The organism is Mesotoga sp. Brook.08.105.5.1 (assembly GCF_002752635.1).
In the GTDB taxonomy this organism is placed as follows: domain Bacteria; phylum Thermotogota; class Thermotogae; order Petrotogales; family Kosmotogaceae; genus Mesotoga.
On record NZ_AYTW01000014.1, the window covers coordinates 1 to 19408 of the forward strand.

16 protein-coding genes are annotated in these 19408 nt (G+C 46.4%); 6 read left to right on the plus strand and 10 right to left on the minus strand.

The features are described 5' to 3' along the window. Window positions 1–1693: 1693 nt before the first annotated feature. On the plus strand, window positions 1694–3106 hold the full coding sequence (locus V512_RS06540) for a radical SAM protein (protein WP_099829651.1): 1413 nt from the start codon (window positions 1694–1696) through the stop codon (window positions 3104–3106). Next, entirely contained in the window at window positions 3096–4832 is a 1737-nt protein-coding gene (locus V512_RS06545) for an ABC transporter ATP-binding protein (RefSeq protein ID WP_099829652.1), read from the plus strand. Before V512_RS06540 ends, V512_RS06545 begins: the two co-directional genes overlap by 11 nt. Before the next feature lie 409 nt (window positions 4833–5241). Here V512_RS06545 and V512_RS06550 read toward each other — a convergent pair whose 3' ends face one another. Then, window positions 5242–5787 (minus strand): hypothetical protein, encoded by a 546-nt coding sequence (locus tag V512_RS06550; protein WP_099829653.1) that lies wholly within the window; start codon window positions 5785–5787, stop codon window positions 5242–5244. 25 nt (window positions 5788–5812) lie between these two features. After that, on the minus strand, window positions 5813–7006 hold the full coding sequence (locus V512_RS06555; RefSeq protein ID WP_099829654.1) for a hypothetical protein: 1194 nt from the start codon (window positions 7004–7006) through the stop codon (window positions 5813–5815). 234 nt (window positions 7007–7240) lie between these two features. Here V512_RS06555 and V512_RS06560 point away from each other — a divergent pair, with 234 nt between their 5' ends. The 3 genes from V512_RS06560 to V512_RS06570 all read left to right on the plus strand — a co-directional run bounded on the left by V512_RS06560 (window position 7241) and on the right by V512_RS06570 (window position 10264). Then, the gene (locus V512_RS06560) at window positions 7241–8509 is read left to right on the plus strand and encodes an MFS transporter (RefSeq protein ID WP_099829655.1); all 1269 of its coding nucleotides are present in this window, start codon (window positions 7241–7243) and stop codon (window positions 8507–8509) included. A gap of 92 nt (window positions 8510–8601) precedes the next feature. Beyond that, window positions 8602–9549 (plus strand): phosphotransferase, encoded by a 948-nt coding sequence (locus V512_RS06565; protein ID WP_243392291.1) that lies wholly within the window; start codon window positions 8602–8604, stop codon window positions 9547–9549. Window positions 9550–9910: 361 nt separating this feature from the next. Beyond that, window positions 9911–10264: a GntR family transcriptional regulator gene (locus V512_RS06570; protein ID WP_099829657.1), complete on the plus strand. Its 354-nt coding sequence runs from the start codon at window positions 9911–9913 to the stop codon at window positions 10262–10264. On the opposite strand, the gene V512_RS06575 is transcribed toward V512_RS06570, so the two are convergent. Next, on the minus strand, window positions 10261–10584 hold the full coding sequence (locus tag V512_RS06575) for a hypothetical protein (RefSeq protein WP_099829658.1): 324 nt from the start codon (window positions 10582–10584) through the stop codon (window positions 10261–10263). The genes V512_RS06570 and V512_RS06575 overlap by 4 nt on opposite strands. Before the next feature lie 105 nt (window positions 10585–10689). On the opposite strand from V512_RS06575, the gene V512_RS06580 reads away from it, so the two are divergent. After that, a complete protein-coding gene (locus V512_RS06580; RefSeq protein ID WP_099829659.1) occupies window positions 10690–11979 on the plus strand; it encodes an SLC13 family permease in 1290 nt (429 codons plus the stop codon). Window positions 11980–11988: 9 nt separating this feature from the next. On the opposite strand, the gene V512_RS06585 is transcribed toward V512_RS06580, so the two are convergent. The 7 genes from V512_RS06585 to V512_RS06615 form a co-directional block, all read right to left on the minus strand. After that, entirely contained in the window at window positions 11989–12432 is a 444-nt protein-coding gene (locus V512_RS06585; protein ID WP_099829660.1) for a poly-gamma-glutamate biosynthesis protein PgsC/CapC, read from the minus strand. Continuing rightward, window positions 12429–13535 (minus strand): poly-gamma-glutamate synthase PgsB, encoded by a 1107-nt coding sequence (gene pgsB, locus V512_RS06590; protein ID WP_099829661.1) that lies wholly within the window; start codon window positions 13533–13535, stop codon window positions 12429–12431. The genes V512_RS06585 and pgsB overlap by 4 nt, the downstream gene beginning before the upstream one ends. Continuing rightward, entirely contained in the window at window positions 13532–14635 is a 1104-nt protein-coding gene (pgsW, locus tag V512_RS06595; RefSeq protein ID WP_099829662.1) for a poly-gamma-glutamate system protein, read from the minus strand. Before pgsW ends, pgsB begins: the two co-directional genes overlap by 4 nt. Window positions 14636–14653: 18 nt before the next feature. Next, entirely contained in the window at window positions 14654–16276 is a 1623-nt protein-coding gene (locus V512_RS06600; protein ID WP_099829663.1) for an OPT/YSL family transporter, read from the minus strand. 839 nt (window positions 16277–17115) lie between these two features. Beyond that, on the minus strand, window positions 17116–17640 hold the full coding sequence (locus tag V512_RS06605; protein WP_099829664.1) for a UPF0158 family protein: 525 nt from the start codon (window positions 17638–17640) through the stop codon (window positions 17116–17118). 138 nt (window positions 17641–17778) lie between these two features. Then, window positions 17779–18411: a methionine ABC transporter permease gene (locus V512_RS06610; protein WP_099829665.1), complete on the minus strand. Its 633-nt coding sequence runs from the start codon at window positions 18409–18411 to the stop codon at window positions 17779–17781. Next, window positions 18411–19400, minus strand: a complete 990-nt coding sequence (locus V512_RS06615; protein WP_099829666.1) for a methionine ABC transporter ATP-binding protein — start codon at window positions 19398–19400, stop codon at window positions 18411–18413. The genes V512_RS06610 and V512_RS06615 overlap by 1 nt, the downstream gene beginning before the upstream one ends. Between the last annotated feature and the right edge of the window lie 8 nt (window positions 19401–19408).

Consider the following 19408-nt stretch of genomic DNA (forward strand, 5'->3'; position numbering starts at 1 on the left):
ACATCCAGGTTCCCAAGTTCCTAATCGAAGCCTGTACCAGGGTCACGCCACCTATATTCCGGTCACCATCTGGACAGTAAGCAGGTTTCCTCCAGACTTATCCCGGGATAACCAGGTTTCCCGGTTTAGATGACACTACAGGTCCTTACGACACGTTCACGGTGGTTCACTTGTATTCGTCTCCTCTGGTACTCACCTGACGGGATCGCTGTCCCGCCTTTTCCCGTAACGTTCACTACCATGGCTCTTTACCACAGCAGCTTACGGTGGTTTGAAGCCTCCACCTGCATGGCGGCTTCGAGGGGCCCTCCCTCATCTTCGATTAAGCATGGCTTGAAGTTTCCTTCTTCGCCTTCTTGGCACACACCAACCCCGAACCTCGTCATTTATTCTTGCAACTTGGAACAGTCAACTTCCAACTCTTCTCGTTCGCGAAGCGGAACTGGCATCCGAAGGTGACCGCCTTTTCTCTCGTTTTCTCTTGAGCATAGCGAAGCCCTCGACAAAGCTCTTTCTCGGTTATTCTCTTCAAAGAATCGAGGTCAGCATGACGAATAGGGACGCTTCCAGAATTTCTTAATACTGTCATCCGATGATGCCTCTGCACGGGATCTCGCTCCAAAATCCCTCTCTTGTTTTGAGCATCTTGGAGTGCAAATGTCTCTTCCCGAGATTCACTCTTCACGTTATTTGGTCAGTAATCCATATGTATGTTCCTTCCAGCAACCAAGAACGGGCATCGAACAACCTTTCTTGTGGAACTATTTCAGATCGTTGCCTTTTCTCGTAAACAAAGACTAACACCCTCCTCGCTGCATGGCCCTCCTCACGTAATGGAGTACTCAAAATCATCAAAAACAAGCTCGCGTAAGAACCAGTATATTGGCGGTATTTAACTCCCTGACTTATGTGTAATGAGGAGCTCGCTGAACGGGATAAGTTGGAAGAGAATGAGAAACGGACTGGAGAGAATGTACTGGATTATTTCTCTTTGGATATGAGTGAATTCTCCAAGAGAAGTGAACTGTCTGGTAAACAGTGTGAAATCCTTTCCAAGCTAAAGGGTGAGGCACTTCCAGCTTGCTTCGAAATCCGGCCAAAAATCTGCAAACATGCTCACAATTTTCACAAGCTCTATAACCTCTCAAGATATTGAGCTCATTCGTAGTGTTCAGCACATGATATTGCATAATGTAACACTAATGTAGTTTATAGTCATAATATAAGTCAAGTATGCTACAATATAAAGTGGATTCTGCAAACATGTTAAACATGTTAAACCGCAATTGGTTGGACAGGGCAAATTCGTGCTTTGTGTACATTGTGGAAGGAGTTTGTTATTGACAAAGAAATGGAGGTGTTAGGATGCTCAGTGGGTACTATGAGATCAGTACTGACTTAGTGAACCTGTCTTTGTGCTCTTTTTGTGAGAGCGCGATTGTCATTTGTGGAATAATTTGGTAGCTGCATCTAGCAGACCATAAGTGTTCTGATTGTTCTGATAAAGGAGTGGTTTTATGCTTTTGGGATATTACATGTTGTCAAGTGATTTTCCTGAAATTGTCTCTTGCAGCTTCTGTCGAGATGCTATTGTCATCTGCGGAATAACGTGGTAATTTGTTGATATTGCTATCTGCCCTGTCCATTTTGGCAATTGTCCAGTTTAGTTAGGTCAAACCAAGGAGGTAGGAGCATGAGTTTACAAGAAGGCTTTCCATTTCGTTCTCCAGGAATTGACTTGATAAAAACTAACAAAGGCGGAATACTGAAGTTCATTGGAAAAACTGTTGCACTTTATGTTACACAAACCGACGCTATCTTCCTTTCATTATGTGATGGCACTAGAAGTATGAGCAAAATCGCCATCCTCTTGTCTGAGCTTTACAAAGTAGATTCTAGAACAATTCTAAATGATATAACAAGGCTTGCTGAAAAACTGCATGAATTGCATGTCCTTGTTATGCTGCCTATGGCTTTAGAGAAGAGGCTATCAACTATGGAGGATTGGCATGAATTTGTTTTCATTCCTGCAGATGAAAGTTGTCCAGTTGTTCCTGCAAGGATAAGCAGCATAGGCTTTGCATTAACCAATTACTGTCCTTACAATTGCGAATATTGTTATGGAGCTTTTGGAAGCGAAAACGAAGCTTTCTACCTTCCTACGGCGAAGGTAATATCGATCATTGAAGATGCTAGAAAACTCGGAAAGGTAGAGTATGTAAGTTTGGGAGGCGGTGATCCGATTGCCCATTCAGGGTTATCAGAAATAGTAAGTTATCTTGAAAGTTGCCGAATAACCTATGAGCTCTCTACCAAGGGATTGTTACTGAGCAAGAAGAAAGTTGATGAGCTTGTTGTTGCTGGTATTAGGAACATTCAGATAAGTATTGACGCGTGGCATCCTGAGGTGTGGTCGGAAATTGTTGGATTACCTAAACACGCCTTCAATAGCGCAATTGAATCGTTCATATACTGCAAGAGTGCAAATGTCTCTACACGAGCAAGAATAACTCTATCAAGGCGGAATCTGGAAGAGTTGCCCTATTTATTAGAAAACCTCCCATTTTTGGGAGTAAGCGAGATTAGAATAGTGACTCTGATGCCTTCTGGAAGAGCCAGAATCAATGAGATCCCTAACAGAGATCAGATTGAAAGTGCATTGGAGGTTGTGGAAGCGTTCAGATCAAAGTATGGCAATAAGCCAGAGATTGTCTTTGGGGTGCACAGATATACTAGTTCACTCAGTTGTGGTGGTGCTAAACTCGCAATGCAGATTGGTGCAGACGGGGAGGTTCTACTGTGTGATGTTGTAGAAGGTCTTGACAGGGCACGTTTCAGTTATGGAAATGTATTCCGTAACTCAATAGAAGAGATTTGGTTCTCTAAACAAGCTGATGCATTTAGAACGAATCGCGAAATCTCAGAGTGTCTTGATTGTGTAAAGTTTGCTCAATGTAATGGAGGTTGCAGAGCTCTAGCCTTTTCTTACTATAATTCGTACGATTCACCAGATCCCCGGTGTTCAAGAATAAGCGGAAAAGAAGGAGATATCCTCGAATGGCCTGTGAAAAGACAGCCCGGTGGGGGGGAGAAATATGGAGAATGAAAAGAAGATAGTTCGCAGGTTTGTCTTCAAGCTGTTCAAAGTCTATTGGAAACGGGAATTGCTGGCTGCAGTTCTGGTCGGAGTGATGATTGCTCTTGCAGTTGTCTTCCCGCTCTTGATAAGACTGCTAATAGATGTTGTTATCCCTTCTGACAACATGGATCTTCTCTTAAAGTACGTTTTGCTTGTCGTCGGGCTCTGGTTTGGAAGCTTGATCTTTACCTATTTTGGCGAGGTGGTTTTTGAAACCACGGCCCTCATGGCAAAATCGGACCTGCGAAAGCAATTGTTAGAGAAGATGTTTGTTCTTCCTTTCGACTATTTCCACAAGAATAAAACCGGTGAGCTCGTATCGAGACTAATATCTGATCTGGAACTTGTAGGAACCGTTATAGCGCAGGTATTTCCGATACTGTTATTGGGAGTCGTTCAGATATCGGCGATTCTAGCTATCATGTTTTCTTTCAACTGGAAACTGACTCTTTTGCCCCTCGGCTTCATCGTGTTTTCCTTTCTTGTGATAATGTTCTTCAATATTATGGTGGAGAAAAGGAGCAAAGTAGAGAGGGAGAAATTCGGCGAACTGGCAGGAGTCACAAGTAACATAATCGATAATATGAAACTGATCAGAATCGCCATGCCATTTGCCTGGGTCATGAATTTCTTCGATCGTTTTCAGGGAGACCATGTTTATGCGGGCAAGAGGTTCATAAAGGCAATAAAGATCGCCGGCACACTCAAGACGTCGATAAACGGACTTATCTCCTTTTCACTGCTTGCCTATGGTGGTTACCTGGTAATGAAGGGTGAGATTACCGTAGGAATTCTGATTACTTTCTGGGCTTATGTTCAATCATTGTTCAACCCTATTCAGCTCCTCATGCAGGTGAACATTCTTCTAAGACAAAGCTGGGGAGGGCTCCTGAGAACAATCGAGGTACTGGAAGGTCCTGAAGAAGAAATGAGTGATAGTAGTCCTAAGTTAGAAGATGTTCGGAGCATTTCTTTAGAGAACATTGAGTTTGGCTACGGCAAGAAGCAAATTCTGAAAGGCCTGTCTCTTGAACTGAGGAAAGGGGAAATTACGACGCTGGTAGGTGAGAGCGGCGCCGGCAAAACCACTACTCTGAATATCCTTATGGGACTACAAAAACCCCAGTCGGGAACCATATACATAAATGGCGATCCGGTATCGAATTCGGCATTACTCAGACCATATATCGGCTTTGTGGAGCAGACACCAACTTTGTTTGAAAGATGTACTCTCCTGGAAAACATTACCCTGGGTAGATCGATTTCTGAAGCCGGTTTGGAAAACATCTTCGAAAGAACAAACCTTGACGTATTGTTGAGAAGATTCGAGAATGGACTCGACACATTGGTTGCAGATGTTCAGCTTTCTGGTGGTGAGAGACAGTTGGTCGCGCTGGCCAGAGCGTTGGTCTCGAAACCACAACTACTGATTCTTGATGAGATCACGTCAAATATCGATTCAAAGACTGAAGAAATAATTCAGAATACTCTTGTAAGTCTAAAATCTGAAGGCATAATCGTGCTGATGGTTGCTCATAGATTATCAACTGTTCTATTGAGCGACAGAGTGGCGTTAATCAGTAATGGGGTTATAGTTGCAAGCGGAACTCACAGCGAGCTTTTAAAGACCAGTTCCGAATACAAGAAGCTTTACTCGCTTCAGTTGATAAAGGATGAACAGCAGGATAATTGATCAAGCGCATAGCGGTGAACTGTAAAAGCCCCGGACAGGAACGTATCAGGCAGGCTTCCTGGTGTAACTTCTAAAGCAGACAAGATCGGGATGCGGGTGTAGAGCTTGGCGCATGATACCAGATGTGAGAGTTTTAAGCTGACTTTCAAACTCCCAACGCTTTGTCCGGGAGCCGTTTAGGGTTCTAAAAACCATGGATGAAATCTCGGAACAGAGTCAAGGGAGAAAGACAGGTTCAGTTGTGTTCCCGATCTCGTACCTCGGACGACACTTTCGCTCCTCAAGATTTCCATCTATCAAGAACTTACCCTTACTACTGCTTCAAAAACTCTTTTCCTGCTAATTCTAACCTCGGATCCGCGACCTTTCAGCTCGTAGCGAACGAAGACGGGCCGTAGGGCCCGTCTCACTAGAAATCGAAATTGTATCTTCCTGCCAGATGAAAGTGGGGGAAGAAGGTCGAGTGTCTTGCGAGCTGCCCTCCGAGATTGAATCCCACATTTATGATTGAAGTTGCCAACTCAAGACTGAAGTCGCTGATGTCGTAGCCTACTCCGACATGAGAGACTAGCGGAAGATACTTTATGTCTCGAGCGGCAAGGACGCTGGACAGTTCAGTCATCACCGTTGCCTTGAAGAAGACAGGCGGAAGAGAAGGCGCGAGATCTTCGAGTCCCAGTTCGGCGTAAAGTCCTATGAGGGCTTGCATGGGGTCAAGAGAATAGAGTTCCATTTCCTCAAAGCCGAATCCAAAGACTGGAACATCTGCAATAATGCCTAAGACGGGTTTGTTAAACAACATCCAGCCTACCTGAGCCCTCCCGAAGAACTGAAGATCAAATTCCTTTGTCTGTCTGTCCTGATTGAGAACAAAGCCCATTCCCACTGAGAAGTGGGTTGCCATAAGACCTGCGGCCAGACCAATAATCAGAACGAATACTGCGAGCTGTTTCACTTACACACCTCCTAAGAGTCTTATGTCAGAATCGCAGTCTTGCAGCGATCTCACTTTGAAGGAGTTCCTTATCAACCACCACGACTTTTCCGTCGTTGTTTATTACGCTTCGCACGATCCAGGGGCCCAAATTTCTAACTTCTCTGCTTTCCTTTACGGCATGCGTATATACTAGCTCTCTGTCAAGAACATAACCTCTTTTTCTCTCAAGAGGATTAATGAAAAGCGTGTCGATCCTTCTGTCATTTGCTGCTTTAGAGACTTCCGTCCAACCTTCGACATACTTGTCGAAATTCTCCCGGGCCATCTCCAGAAATTCCTTTCGAAGTCTCCTGCTTTCGCTATCTATCAGTTTGTCGACTTCTTCCTGAAGTTGCCTCTCCAGATTGAGTGTCTTTTGAACGAAGATTGGATATGCTTCTGGAATAAGGTGTTTCGCTTCCTTCTGGAACTTTTCAATGCTTTCACTGAACGAAGAAGAGTGAAAGAAGACGAGGTATTCGACGTCTTTTGGAATCTCTTCGTCGTTCTTTATCAATGAGGCGTTCTTCTGAAGGAACCTCCTGTTCTCTTCTTCCTTTGCCTTGCTAACTTTTTCCGAAGCGTTCCCGTGATACATCGCTCCCGATGAAGGCGAGGGAGAGTACCCCTCCAGATACTCCTGTTCTTTTTCTCGAATGAACTCATTTTCGACGCTCTTAATAAGAGAGAGTTTTCTTCCTTCCATTAGATAGTATGTTGATTTTTCCCTCTCCAGCGAGACAACAAGGGCCTCCGCAGATGAGCTTGAAAGCCATATCAGTTGATCAAGATCGAATGTCTTACCTACGTAAATCTCCTTCTCGGGCTTTCTATGAAGCGGGATGATTTTGACACCTTCGATTGCTTTATCGTTTTTTACATCTTCGCCTGTGTGGAACTCGATAAAAATAGCCAATCCCCTCCCCAAATCATCGATGTTTCCGAGTTTGGTAAGGACTGCTTCAACAACCTTCTGATGAATTTTCCCCATACCGGTTATCTTCTCGTCCTTCCTCAGACAATCTAGGATATTTGACTTCAAATGTTTTTCCGCATCGCTCCTTTTGAGATTCTCCATTGGAAAGTAGAAAGTGAGAAGATATGAATCTGATTTGATCCCGGCCTCTGCACTGAGTAGCTGTTGAAGTTCTTTTTCCATCTCAGCTTTTCGAAGAACGCGTGTAGCGACATTATCCATTTGATTTGCCTCCTTCCTTCGCTTCTTGGTGGTTAAGAACCTACGGGCTTTCACTCTTGGCACAGTCTTCCATTCTCAGTACTCTCTCTTCAATTATAGTATCTGAAGTCTATTGACTACACTTCAATTATAACTACCATATCGCAAAGAAAAAGAAAAAGAAAAGAAGTCTATTGACTACACTTCAATTATAACCCCGGGAAATATAGTACAATAGCCACGGAGATGATTCGTTTGGCTAACAGTTTACATGATTTGTTCTTCTCTAGAATGGAAAAGACTTTTCCGGCACTCAAAGTAAGGAACTTCAGATATTTCTGGGTAGGTCAACTGATATCCGTCATGGGAACATGGATGCAGACAGCCGCTCAGTCATGGCTCGTCTTGACGATAACGGATTCCCCTTTCCTGTTGGGTCTTCTCGGTGTTGCGCAATTCACGCCGGTACTCATTCTGTCACTACCTGCGGGGGTCTTCGTAGATCGTTTCCCCAAGAGGAGCATCGTAATCTTAACTCAGATAGCCTCGATGGTCCTGGCATTTATACTTGCGATTCTTGTCTTCACGAATACAGTTCAATACTGGCACATCTTCCTTCTGGCGTTTGGTCTCGGAATGGTCAAGACACTCGACATTCCAGCAAGACAATCTTTCATGATCGAATTGGTGGGTCGTGATGTGGTTCTTAATGCAGTTGCGCTGAACTCAACGGTCATAAATCTTGGAAGAATCGTAGGACCGGCCTTGGCGGGGGTAGTAATGGCTCTTGTCGGTGCGGGTTGGTGCTTCCTCATAAATGGAGTCACTTTCATAGCTGTGATAGTCGGTCTGTTCAAAATTGACGTAGCGCCGGTCGTAAAGAAGAGACCAAAGGGGACTGTGATACCTGACATCAAAGAAGGCCTAATCTATCTTTTCAAGAGTCCGATACTGACTACCACCACTTTGATTCTCGCAATCGTCAGTACGTTCGGCATGAATTACAGCGTTTTGATTCCTGTCTTTGCAAGAAATCAACTCGGTCTCGATGCTCAGGGATATGGACTTTTGATGTCTTCTTTGGGAGTCGGGTCGTTGCTTGGAGCTTTGATTGTAGCTGGGGGGAGTTCCAGAGGGCCGAAGAGAGTAAGGCTTTTTGTTGTCCCATTCATAACTTCTTCTCTTTTCATCATTATGGGATTCAATAGTTCGTACTTGCTTTCGGCTTTGCTGATCGGGAGTATGGGGTTCGCGAACATCTTCTTTACTACAACTGCAAACAGCCTCATGCAAATTCACTCCGATAACGAGTATAGAGGAAGAGTTATGAGCGTTTACTCTCTCGTATTCGCAGGCTCAACGCCGCTCGGAAACATGTTTGTCGGATCGATCGCGGACCGAGCCGGCGCAGGGAGCGCCTTCTTCTGGGCAGGTGTAGTCACGGTTCTGCTGGTTTTGGGAACAACGATGGCCCACAAAGTTAGGAAGAGAATTTCAGCGGCGAAGAGTGATTCGGAGGCATGACGTAATGCATCATAATTAAATCTACTCAAGAGAGAGTTATCGGATCGAAATGTTGTATAATGATTTTGTTTGAATATCCGGGGTGGTTATATATGTCTAGAATTCCCTTCTCCCGGATTACCAGGTTCTGGGGGTTTAAGGAAAAGATCAGGTTTGAGAGAGCATTGAATGGCAGAGCTTCGGTAGTCAGCTCAGGTAGTCGTTTGTATGTGTTGAAGAGAAGGGCCGCGAGTGTTCCTGCCGGATCTTGTCGTTGTGATCTTCTGGCGAATCTTGTCGGTACCGGAGTTCCTGTTTCGGCTCCCGTTTATGCCCGCAACGGCGAGTTTGAAATAACAATCGGCAAGTACGTTTACTCATTGTTTTCTTACATAGAAGGAGAAAAGGCCGACTCCGACATCTCTCATGCCACTCCGGAGTTGGCGGTTGAGCTTGGCATTTTCACTGGAAGGCTCCACAAAGCTCTAGAAGAAATCGACGACGATCAGCTTGAAAGAACGAATCTGCTGAAGTCGCTGACAGCTGCCCTGCGGTACTTCAGTGCAGGGGACTTAGAAATGGAACTCGAAAGTGTTGAGGAATTCTTCACCGATTTCTACAAGATATATTATAGACTGCCGGTCCAGATCATCCATGGCGACTACCATCCAGGGAACATAATCATCCACGAGGGGAAGGTCTCGGGGATAGTAGATTTTGATTGTGCGACTCGAGAAGTGAAAGTGCTAGATCTTGCCTATCTAGTTCATAGCGTCTTCGCCGAGTTTCTGAAGATGGGTTCTCCATCGCTTTTCCTCTATTTGCTTCCGTACTTGCTTGAAGGATACTCCTCAGAAAACACTCTTTCCTCGAGCGAGAGGGAGAGTTTTGTCTATCTTCTTTCTGCTATTTCGATCATCCAGATTCATTACTTCACTGCGAAAGAATTGACTGAAGAAGCGCGCTTCGCAAAGAATGTCTTCAAATGGCTGTACAAAAACAGTAGTCGTATCAAGGAAAAGGCGGGTCTCGTCCTGGCCGGTTCCGAAAAGATGATCTAGTGTAGTTCAAGAGATAGTTAATTTCCCGCCACGCTTTCTTTTCTCCTTAGCATCGTTTCTTTTCATTTGTTCCTCCCTAATTGAATATTTCTTATAGAATACCGAGAATCCCTCGCCTCGATTTCTGCCAATCTATCGCTTTCGCATATTCAAGCTATATGTCTGCCATCAGAACAATGGCAGTCGGATCCTGGCAATTGGAGCGATCCGCTTTGCATTGAAGTCTTTGACCATGTTATTCAGCTGAGTCATTTTAGAAGAGAAACAGATCGATGGAAGATAAACGGCATGTTTTATTGACGGCTTAATGGTATGGTCAATTGCTAGTGTCGAAGTATAATCTGTTTGAGGAGGTGAATCCATGCTTGGGCTGAAAATCGTCGTCGAAAGAGGCTCTGGAGTCCCTTTGTTCAAGCAGCTGATAGATCAGTTGAGAACAGCGATAATGAGGGGGGGAGATTTCTTGGGCACAAGACTTCCTTCCGAGCGAGAGCTTTCGAAGTTGCTCAGGCTGAACAGGAGCGTTGTTGTGAAAGCATATAACGAACTGAAGATGGACGGCCTTCTGGATTCCAGATCGCGAAGCGGTACTTACGTCATTTCAGTCCGGCCGGAACAGCAGTGTCATTTCGTCGGTCGCTTTTCGACGATATTATGCAAGAGCGCTTATCAAAAGCACGATACATATGCCTGCGGCCTGACAGTTGTCGTTTAGCCGCTTCGGCAGGGACCGCAGGTGCTTCCGTCCTTTAGTTTTCTCAATACTTCGAAATCATATTTCTTCTTTCTTCCGCGACTCCTTGTGAATTTGCTTCTCTTGTTCTTCTTAGAATAACCTCTCCTAAGTTTTAGTGATGCATAGCTCCGGTTGTACTTAGTTAATTCAATAAATTCGTCAAGGATTCTACTCTTCTCCTTCTTTCCAGCCTTCCTGTACTTCTCTGAGTGTTTCTCAATCAATCCAGTCATGTCTATTCTCTTCATCTTCGCCCCTACCTCTTTCAACTTGGCATTCGCGAAGATTATCCCCTTCATCCTTACCTTTCGAGTAGTTTCATTTTTGATGCAACGTTCCCCTTTTCAAGTAGATTATTTGTGATGCATATCGCCCTCTTCATTTGTTAAGCATTTTGGGATAGAATGAGACTTGTGGACAGAATATTCATTGTAATCTATTTCATATTGACTTTCACTCTGATTGTCCTTTCGAAAAGACGGAGAGTGCTGATTGCCTTTACGGCAGGTATGTTGCTGGTGGTGCTCAAAGTCTCTGAGACAATGAGAATAGAGACAATATCTGAGTTTGTCGACTTCAACGCCATATTTCTTCTCATAGGAATGATGGTGATAGTCGGCGTGCTCAAATCTACCGGGTTCTTTCAATATGTGGCGGTCCGTACTCTCAGAGCAACGAAGGGGAACATTCTTCTGCTGTCGGGGCTCTTTTCGGCGCTAATCGCTCTCTTCTCTATGGTTCTGGACAATGTCACTACAATGATAATGTTCATGCCGATAATCTTCTTCGTTGCAGATACTGCGGGATTCAACCCCTTCGGGTTCACGGCGGTGATGATTCTGGCTTCAAACATCGGCGGCTGTATGACTCTGGTAGGCGATCCTCCAAACATCATTATTGGTAACGCCTCCAAGATTCCTTTCATGACTTTCAGCGGTCTTGTGCTTGCTCCGCTCTTATTGACCTATGTCACCCTGATGATGATCTCCAGATTCAAGATTCTGAAGGGTCTCTCGTCAATATCTGGAAAAAAGGAAGAGATTCAGGGGTTAAGACTCGATGGAGTCATAACCAATAAGAGATTGATGTATGTCAGCCTCGGAACAGTGGTAGTTGTGGTCATCGGATTTATCATGCACAGTATCGTTGACATAGAAATGTCGCTATTCGCAGTGCTTGGAGCTTCATTCTTGCTTCTCTATACGGGAAAGAATTTCGAATCGGTTGCTACCGAAGTGGACTGGAACGCGATTCTCTTCTTCATTGGACTTTTCTCGCTTGCACACTCTCTTGAAAGCACGGGAATAACGGGAGAGCTTTCCGCACTGGCTTTGAATCTTTCGAGCAACCCGGCCGTTCTCTCTATGCTTATTCTCTGGGTAAGCGGAATGATAGCGATGGTTACTGGAGCCATTCCGGTTGTTACGATCTTCATTCCTATCGTGGCGCAGCTTTCCGTTCACTACCCTCTTCAGTACGATCTATGGATTGCTCTTGCTCTTGGGGCAAACCTCGGGGGAAACGGAACTGTGACCGGTCATCTTGCGAATGTGATGTGTTTTGAGATGGTAAACAAGGAGTATGGAAACAGGCACAGTTTCCTCGACTTCATGAAGATCGGGTTCCCTTCGGCAATTATATCTCTCGGCATTTCCAACCTTTATCTTGTGTTAAGACTCGTGCTCTTCGGCTAGCGGGAACTCTTAGACAAGCATGATCGATTTTATCAGTATGTTTGTCAACCAGACAACCACTGTGACGAAGATAAGCGAAAGAGAGGTCTTCACTACTCCTTGCCTGTAAAAGTCATTCGCGATCAGCCCTGGAACGACGGTTCCAATTACGGTTGAGAACAGTTCTACCGGGAGATTGGGCATAAGAAAGGTGTCGAGGGAAAGCTTGACGACGACTCCGAGAAGAATTCCTATTGCGAGTCTCTTTCTTCCGTAGAGAATCAGATATCTCTGGAGAAGGTTCAGAATCAGGAATGTGACCAGACCGACACCCCATGTATACAGCAGCCTCAAAGGCTGTTCAATGAAGATGAACAGGTAGACCGGTGTTACAAGCCCTCCAGCCGACAACCCTGTCACCCACCAGAATACAGTACTTATGACGATTCCAATCGAGAACAATGCAGGACTCATCGAATCTCCTCCAACCCGCTCAGCCACTGGACAAGGCCGCGTATATTTCCGAATCCGAAAACGAGCTCGTGCCCTTCAAGAAGCAAATCGAGCCGGCTCGGGTCTTTCAGCTTTTCTACGTTCTTGTTCTTCAGTATTCGTTGAGGAACGGGTCCTCTGACTATTATCCTGTCGAACTCTCTAATCATTTCTTCGAAGACGAGAGCTCTGTCCGGCCTATCGTCTCTGGAGTTGAAGAATCCGACGAGTGGTCTATCGGGAAAATCCTGTCTTGCCTTTTTCAGAAGCAGAGAAGTGGACCGAATGTCATTGGCCGCGAACGCATTTGCCAGGACGGTATCATTTATCCCGTCGCCGAGATGCAGATACCTGAATGTCCCCACATCAGGCAGCGCCTCTCTCATTCCCTCAAGCGCCTTTTCTCTGTCCAGACCAATTAGTTCTACAACCTTCAGTGCGATAGAAAGGTTTTCCTCATTTGGCTCGAATTTGAATCCGGCCGTGTCCTCTCCTTTCGGGATGACAGTAACCAATCTAGTATTCATTCTAGAACAGTGTTTTTCTACAGATTCCAATGCGTCAGACGAAACGTTTCCCAGAACGCAAATTCCGCCTGGAGTAATAGATAGAGAAAGCACTTTGGCCGTCTCGATTTCGTCGGCTCCAATCTCTTCGATATGATCCGGATAAGCGTTCGTGATGACGGTAATGTCTGCTTCGACTATTCTCATGCTTGAAAGCTGCATCTCGGGCTTAATAGCCATGCATTCCACGACCAAAGCATTGCAGCCGTCCCTCTCCGACTTCTTCAATGCGAGGAATTGCTCTTGTATGTTTGCAGGGCCGCGACGAACCACTTCGACGTGTCTCCCGTCGGGGGTTATCCATAGAGGAACGGTTCCCGTCGTCTTTCCCAGTACGCTGAAGCCGTTTGCTTTTAGGGCCGCGTGAATTAGTCTTACTGTCTCGCTCTTACCTCTGGTTCCGTTCACTTGGACTGCGATTTTCAACCGTTTTCTTCTCTTTCTCGAGAGAATATTCTCAATGACGAGAAAGAGCAGAAGGATAGACAATGCGACCAGAGCCAGCAGCCAGTTTGTCATTTCTTAATCACCTTTCCCGCAACAACGCAGAGGATCATAAGGAATAGAAAGGTCAAAGTCAGAGGCAACGAGTAGCTATCGACAAAATATACTCCGCTGGTTCCAGGCTCCGGAAGAGGAACGGGGTCGATCGGAATCCCATTCTCCATCGCGAGATCTCTGATGTTCAGCAGATGAATCACGGGCACACCGAGCTCCGCAAACTCGAAAATCAGTCCCCTTTCATCTCCTTTAGGGATCGAAGAGAACGAAGTCAAAACACCGTTATCCAGGCTGAGAGCTAGATGGCTGTTGCCGAAGTTTGTGCTTGCTCCCCCGATATTGACGAAGACAGAAGGCAGTCCGGCCGACTCTTCAAGATAGAGCTCAAGTCTCTTTTCAATGCTTGCTTGAAGAGACTCTTCATATATAAAGGTCTTTCCGCTGGATAAAGCAATCTCCGTCATCAGTTCACGAGCTTTCGGGAAAAACATTCCACTTGCCGTATCGTAATTACCGCCCAGAGAGACTGCGATCAGGCTGTCTTTAAGCAGCCCTACCTCTACAAGTCTTTCCAGCATCGTAACAAAGGTGAATTCCGGATGTGTGGCGCCGTGCTCTGAAGCGCCAATCGAATAGATCACAAGGGGTTCAAGTTCCAAAACTTCGCAGGCGCAGAGAGTGGCTAGAAGAAGCGAGGGGAAAGAACCGCTCGCTCCTATAGCTACGGGATCGCCTCTCTTGAGATTGAGTTCTTTGAAGTACTTCACCAGGAGAGCCGCGAAGTCCGGATTGGTCGAGGTTCTCTTCGCCTGCAGATTTCCTAGAGTAGTTGTCAACTCCGTGAATTCCGGTCCAATAAGCCCTGTCAAATTAGGGTCGACGGATGGGTCGATTTCTATGCCCAGCGACTCCCGGAAAGCTGAAAGTTCAGCTATGGAAGAGGCCATTAGTCGAGCCGCGGACAGCTGAGCAGAGAAGTGAGGTGACTCGATCCTCTCCATTGAAAGACTGACGATGAAGAAGGCCGCTACCCCGACAACGGCGCCGAGCAATAACCATTTTAGAGAAATGTGAACGCGATTGAAAGGGACTCTGCCCACTGCGTGAATGTGTTTCAAAACAACTCCTCTATTCTATTAGCTAACTGTTAGAACCCTGATTATTGCCAAAACTACTCCCGTTATACCTTCGCCTCCGAGAAGTCCCGACGACACTATCATTCCGGTCTCCTTCGATTTTGGCTTGATCTTGCCGACAATTAAGCTAATAACGCCTCCAACGAATGCGGCGGTAGATATCTCCATAGGGAGGTACATGCCAATTCCAAGCGTCATCCCCGGTAGTTTCATAAGATAGATTATGATCCCAATCATCAAGCCGAAGAAAAAGGCCGGAGTATTTGGGAGACCACCGACCATGGTGGAAACGGCGTACGCTTGTGGCGCGGGGAGTTCCGTTCCCGGGCCCATTGTACCATAGGCTCTGAACATAATAAAGAGAACGATTACCGAGACTACTGCGCCAATTACTCCGCCGACCGTCTCGGCGACGATCTGAGCCCTGGGGTTGGTCTTCAAAAGGTAGCCGGATTTGAAATCGTTCAGTACATCGCCAGCAAGACCGCAAGCAACTGCCACTACTCCCGCCACCAAGAACGCTTCGATTGTGCCGAGACTGGCGACTGACTTCACGGCAATAAGAATGATGATGCCAAATATCTCCATAGGATTGATGCCCGACTGTCCGGTTATCGAGGCGGCCATGGCCGTCGTAAGCCATACGCCAACTATTGTAAGTAGAGAAGAGACAAGAGTCATTTCCGTCAAAGTTGTGAGGAAGAGAGCGATGGCCGCAAAAACCAGAGGTATCCAGCGAAGCGTCTTCATTCGCGATCCCTTCCCGCTGCTCTTTACGGGAAGGTAGATCTCTCTTGCCCGCGGCAAGATTCCCTTGAGCAGTATCCCAACACCGGTGCCGACCATCAGTCCGATCCCGAGACTATCTTTGAAAGCCGTCGCAGAGCCGACATCAGCGAACCATCCGACCGCAACTCCAACGGGGATCAAGAAGAAGTAGCTTATAACAGCTCCAAGGAACCACACTCCTGTGAAGAGCGGTCCGATTATGTAACCTATGCCAACGGCCATAGGGGATATCCACATTCCAAAGAAGATGTTTCTTGAATACAGCCGGACCGAAGACCACGCAGAGGGTATCCATCCCAGCCCGTCCCTTACTGCGACAAATACGGCAGCGGCCCCCATGGTGGAAAAGAGGTACTTTGCCTTCTTCCCCCCTTTGTCACCGGCAACAACTGTCTCGTAGGAAGCTAAACCCATGGGAAAAGGCAGCTTCTCCTTCTCGATGAAATAACGTCTAATCATTCCAGTGAATACAACTCCCAGAATAGTGCCTGACAATGTAACGACTAGCAGTGACAGGAAACTTACCTCTGAGGAAGCCTCAAGAATCCAGATGCCCGGAACCGTAAAGGCCAGACCGCCAGCCACCATTGCTCCGGAAGACATTGCAGTGTGCGTAACGTTTATCTCGTTCAGGTTAGTCCTGCCCAAGGCCTTGAGTATTGCCAGCGACATTACTGCAACAAAAATGGTCGGCCAGGGAAGAGCCCCCATTCTCAAGGCGACGTACATTGAACTGGTAGTGATAATTATCGACCCGAGCGCCCCTATTACCAGGCTCCTAAACGTCAACTGCTTTGAACTACCTTCTTCCAGCGACACTCCAGTGTTCTTCACGCTCTGATCCTCCTGTGAACCCTCATAATTACTGACATCATCTTCAATGGATCTCAGTCATCTCGTTCCTCAGTTCCAGAATCGGTAACCATCATCAATAATCACGGTTTCAAGCATCTCTACCCTCTTGATCTTAAATCCCCGCTCTAGCGCTCAAACTGGATCTCATCTCATCCGTCTCACGCTCTTTCATCATCTCGAGTTTCCTAGCTAAGAACCTCGACACGAAGTGCCGAATGAACCGCTCTTCCGATCATGATCCTAAATCCCCTCTCGATTGCTCAAACTGGATCTCATCTCATCCGTCTCACGCTCTTTCATCATCTCGCGTTTCCTAGCTAAGTACCTCGACACGAAGTGCAGAATGAACCGCTCTTCCGATCATGATCCTAAATCCCCGCTTGAGCGGGGGGGACCGCTTGCGGTGGGGTGTGTGATCTTTGAAGCGCGTCTCGCATCGTTTTTCGCCTCTTTAGATCTGTCAACCTGCAGTGACAACATTCAGATCTGCTTTTCTCACCACTCTTGGCAGTCTCGAATACCACCCTTCTCGAAGCGAAGCTTCATCTCAAGTTCAAAGCGTCTTCTCGTTCTCTCGATCTTGCACTCGTTCCTTCAGAGATACCCTCCGCCACTCCGTGGCTTTCTTCCCTCAAGGGAGGACTTAAAATCAGGACCATCAGGAGCGAACCATAGCATTCACGCAAGAACCAGCGTATTAATGGCACATGACTCCCAGACTCATGGATAATTATGTGAACCGACAAAAGAAAAGGCCCGGGCAGTCTTTCTTATACAGACGAATCTCCGCGAGATTTACTTCAAAGAGAAGACCGAGATCACTGTTCAGAAGTATCGATCGGATCGATTCCTATCGAGTTGAGCCACTCAACAGCAATCCTTGTCAAGTTCTCACTTTCGAATTTGAACCATGCGTCCTTGTATTCTCCGTGATGTTCGAGAAATGTGCGGAACTTAGAGAATGCACCTCTTCCCGAAATATCGTAATAGACTTCATCCCTGACGCTTTCTTCCACTCTTGTGTAAATGAACTCTTCGATCAGTGCGAATTTTTCTCCTGGAGTAATCCACGGTATATCCTCGAATCTTTCCGATTCATCGCCGCAAAACAAGTCATAATAAGTGTACAAATCTTCGATTCTCATCCAGGAGTACTTCAGAAGGTCTTCAGTTATCTCTTCTCTTTCAACCTCGCAGTTTACTAGTTCGTCCGGAAAACAATCTTCTTGATAGAAGATGATCTTTCCTGTCTCCGTATCTAGATACGAAATCGCATCGTACTCTCTCTGGTCAGTATCCATCAAATTGACCAACATATCGATGTCGACCGGCAGTCTTTTCATAGTGCTTCACCCTTATGGGCAAACCTGTATTCCAATCAACTTGTTTTGCCCGGTACCAGTTTACAACATTCTGGCTTCGACGACGAAAGTCAAAATGATTCACTTCCGAGACGCTTCCGAAAAACCTTGTTTCCAAAGTTATTTTCGCAATCCCTTCGCCAGTTTTCCTCCAGTGAACTGAAGAAGCTGACTGATCGCCACGAGAACGATCACAGCGTAGAGAACTACGTCCCACTGAAACCGGTAGTAACCATAGTTGATCGCCAGCTGACCGAGACCTCCGGCCCCGACTGCCCCCGCTATGGCGGTGTAGGTTACGAGATTGATCAAGAGTACGGTTATGTTGCCTATCTGATCGGGCAGTGTTTCCGGTATCAGAACCTTTGTGACCATCTGCCACTTGTTCAATCCCATTGAGTTTGACGAATCGATTATTCCCGAAGGCACGGCATTGAAAGAATTCTCCGAAAGCCTCGCCATGAAAGGTATAGCTGCAATAGTCAGATTGAAGATTGCGGCATTCGGCCCGATTATCGTCCCCATTACGTTTTTCGTAACGGGAATCAGAAGCAACACGAGAATAATGAAAGGTATTGATCTGAAGATATTTACCAGCAGATCGAGCAGCGCATAGAGAGTCTTCAACCTTCGCGATCTTGAACAGAGGTAAAGACCTACGCCTAGCGGAATACCGAAAACAGTTGCCAGGAAACCGGAGAGAAGAAGCATGTATAGAGTTTCGAGCGTCGCCTTAAGTATTTGTGAGAACATCACCGGACCTCCTCGAGAAAGAAGACGGAGTCCCTAAGTTTCTCTATGAACAGATCCTGTTTATGCCCATCAATCGCGATGATCAATGTTCCGAAGGGCCCGTTCTTCAGTTCTTCGATCTTCCCGTACAGAATGTTGATCATTATATCGAACTCCCTCGCTATCTCCCATAAAACGGGTTCGTGGGTACGCTCTCCCCAGAAGAGTACTCTCAAGAGCCGCTTCTGCCCAGAAAGGACGCTTCTTTCCAGCTCGAGAGGGCTTCCAAAGTCACTCACTTCATTGTTCTCAATCTTGACGAAGAATTCGTGCGTAGGTCCGAAGAAGTGCAGCTTCCCATTCTGCAAATACGCGACTCTGTCGCAGGTTCTCTTAATGACATCCATATCGTGGGTTACGACCGCGAAGGTGACACTGCGTCTTTCGTTGAGATTCACTACGAGATCGAGAAGTCTGCCTGTAGTCCTCGGGTCGAGCGCGGAAGTGGGTTCGTCGAGAAGAATCAGCTTTGGATCCATTACGAGAGCGCGGGCGATCGCCGCTCTCTGCTGTTCGCCGCCGGAGAGCTGCGAAGGGTAGGCGCTCAGCCTGTGATCCAGGCCGAGCTCCGAAACGATACTCATAACTCTTTCCCTGATCTCGCCCCTGCCGATTCCCTGAATTTTCAGAGGGAAAGCGATGTTCTGGTAGACGGTTCTGTAGCGAAACAGGTTGTAGCTCTGGAAAACCACTCCTATCTTCTTTCTAATGCTCCTCACTTTGCTTTCGTTAAGCCCGACTATGTTTTGGCCGTCGAACATGATCGATCCGCTGTCCACCGGCTGGAGTAGGTTAAGGGTGCGGAGCAGAGAGGTTTTCCCTGCTCCCGACAACCCTACGATTCCGACAATCTCGCCCTCTTCGATAGAGAAGCTGACATCATCGAGGATCTTTCTCCTTCCCGATTTGTCTTCGAAAGAGAGGTTAAGTCTGTCAACGCTCAGTATCAAAGCATCAA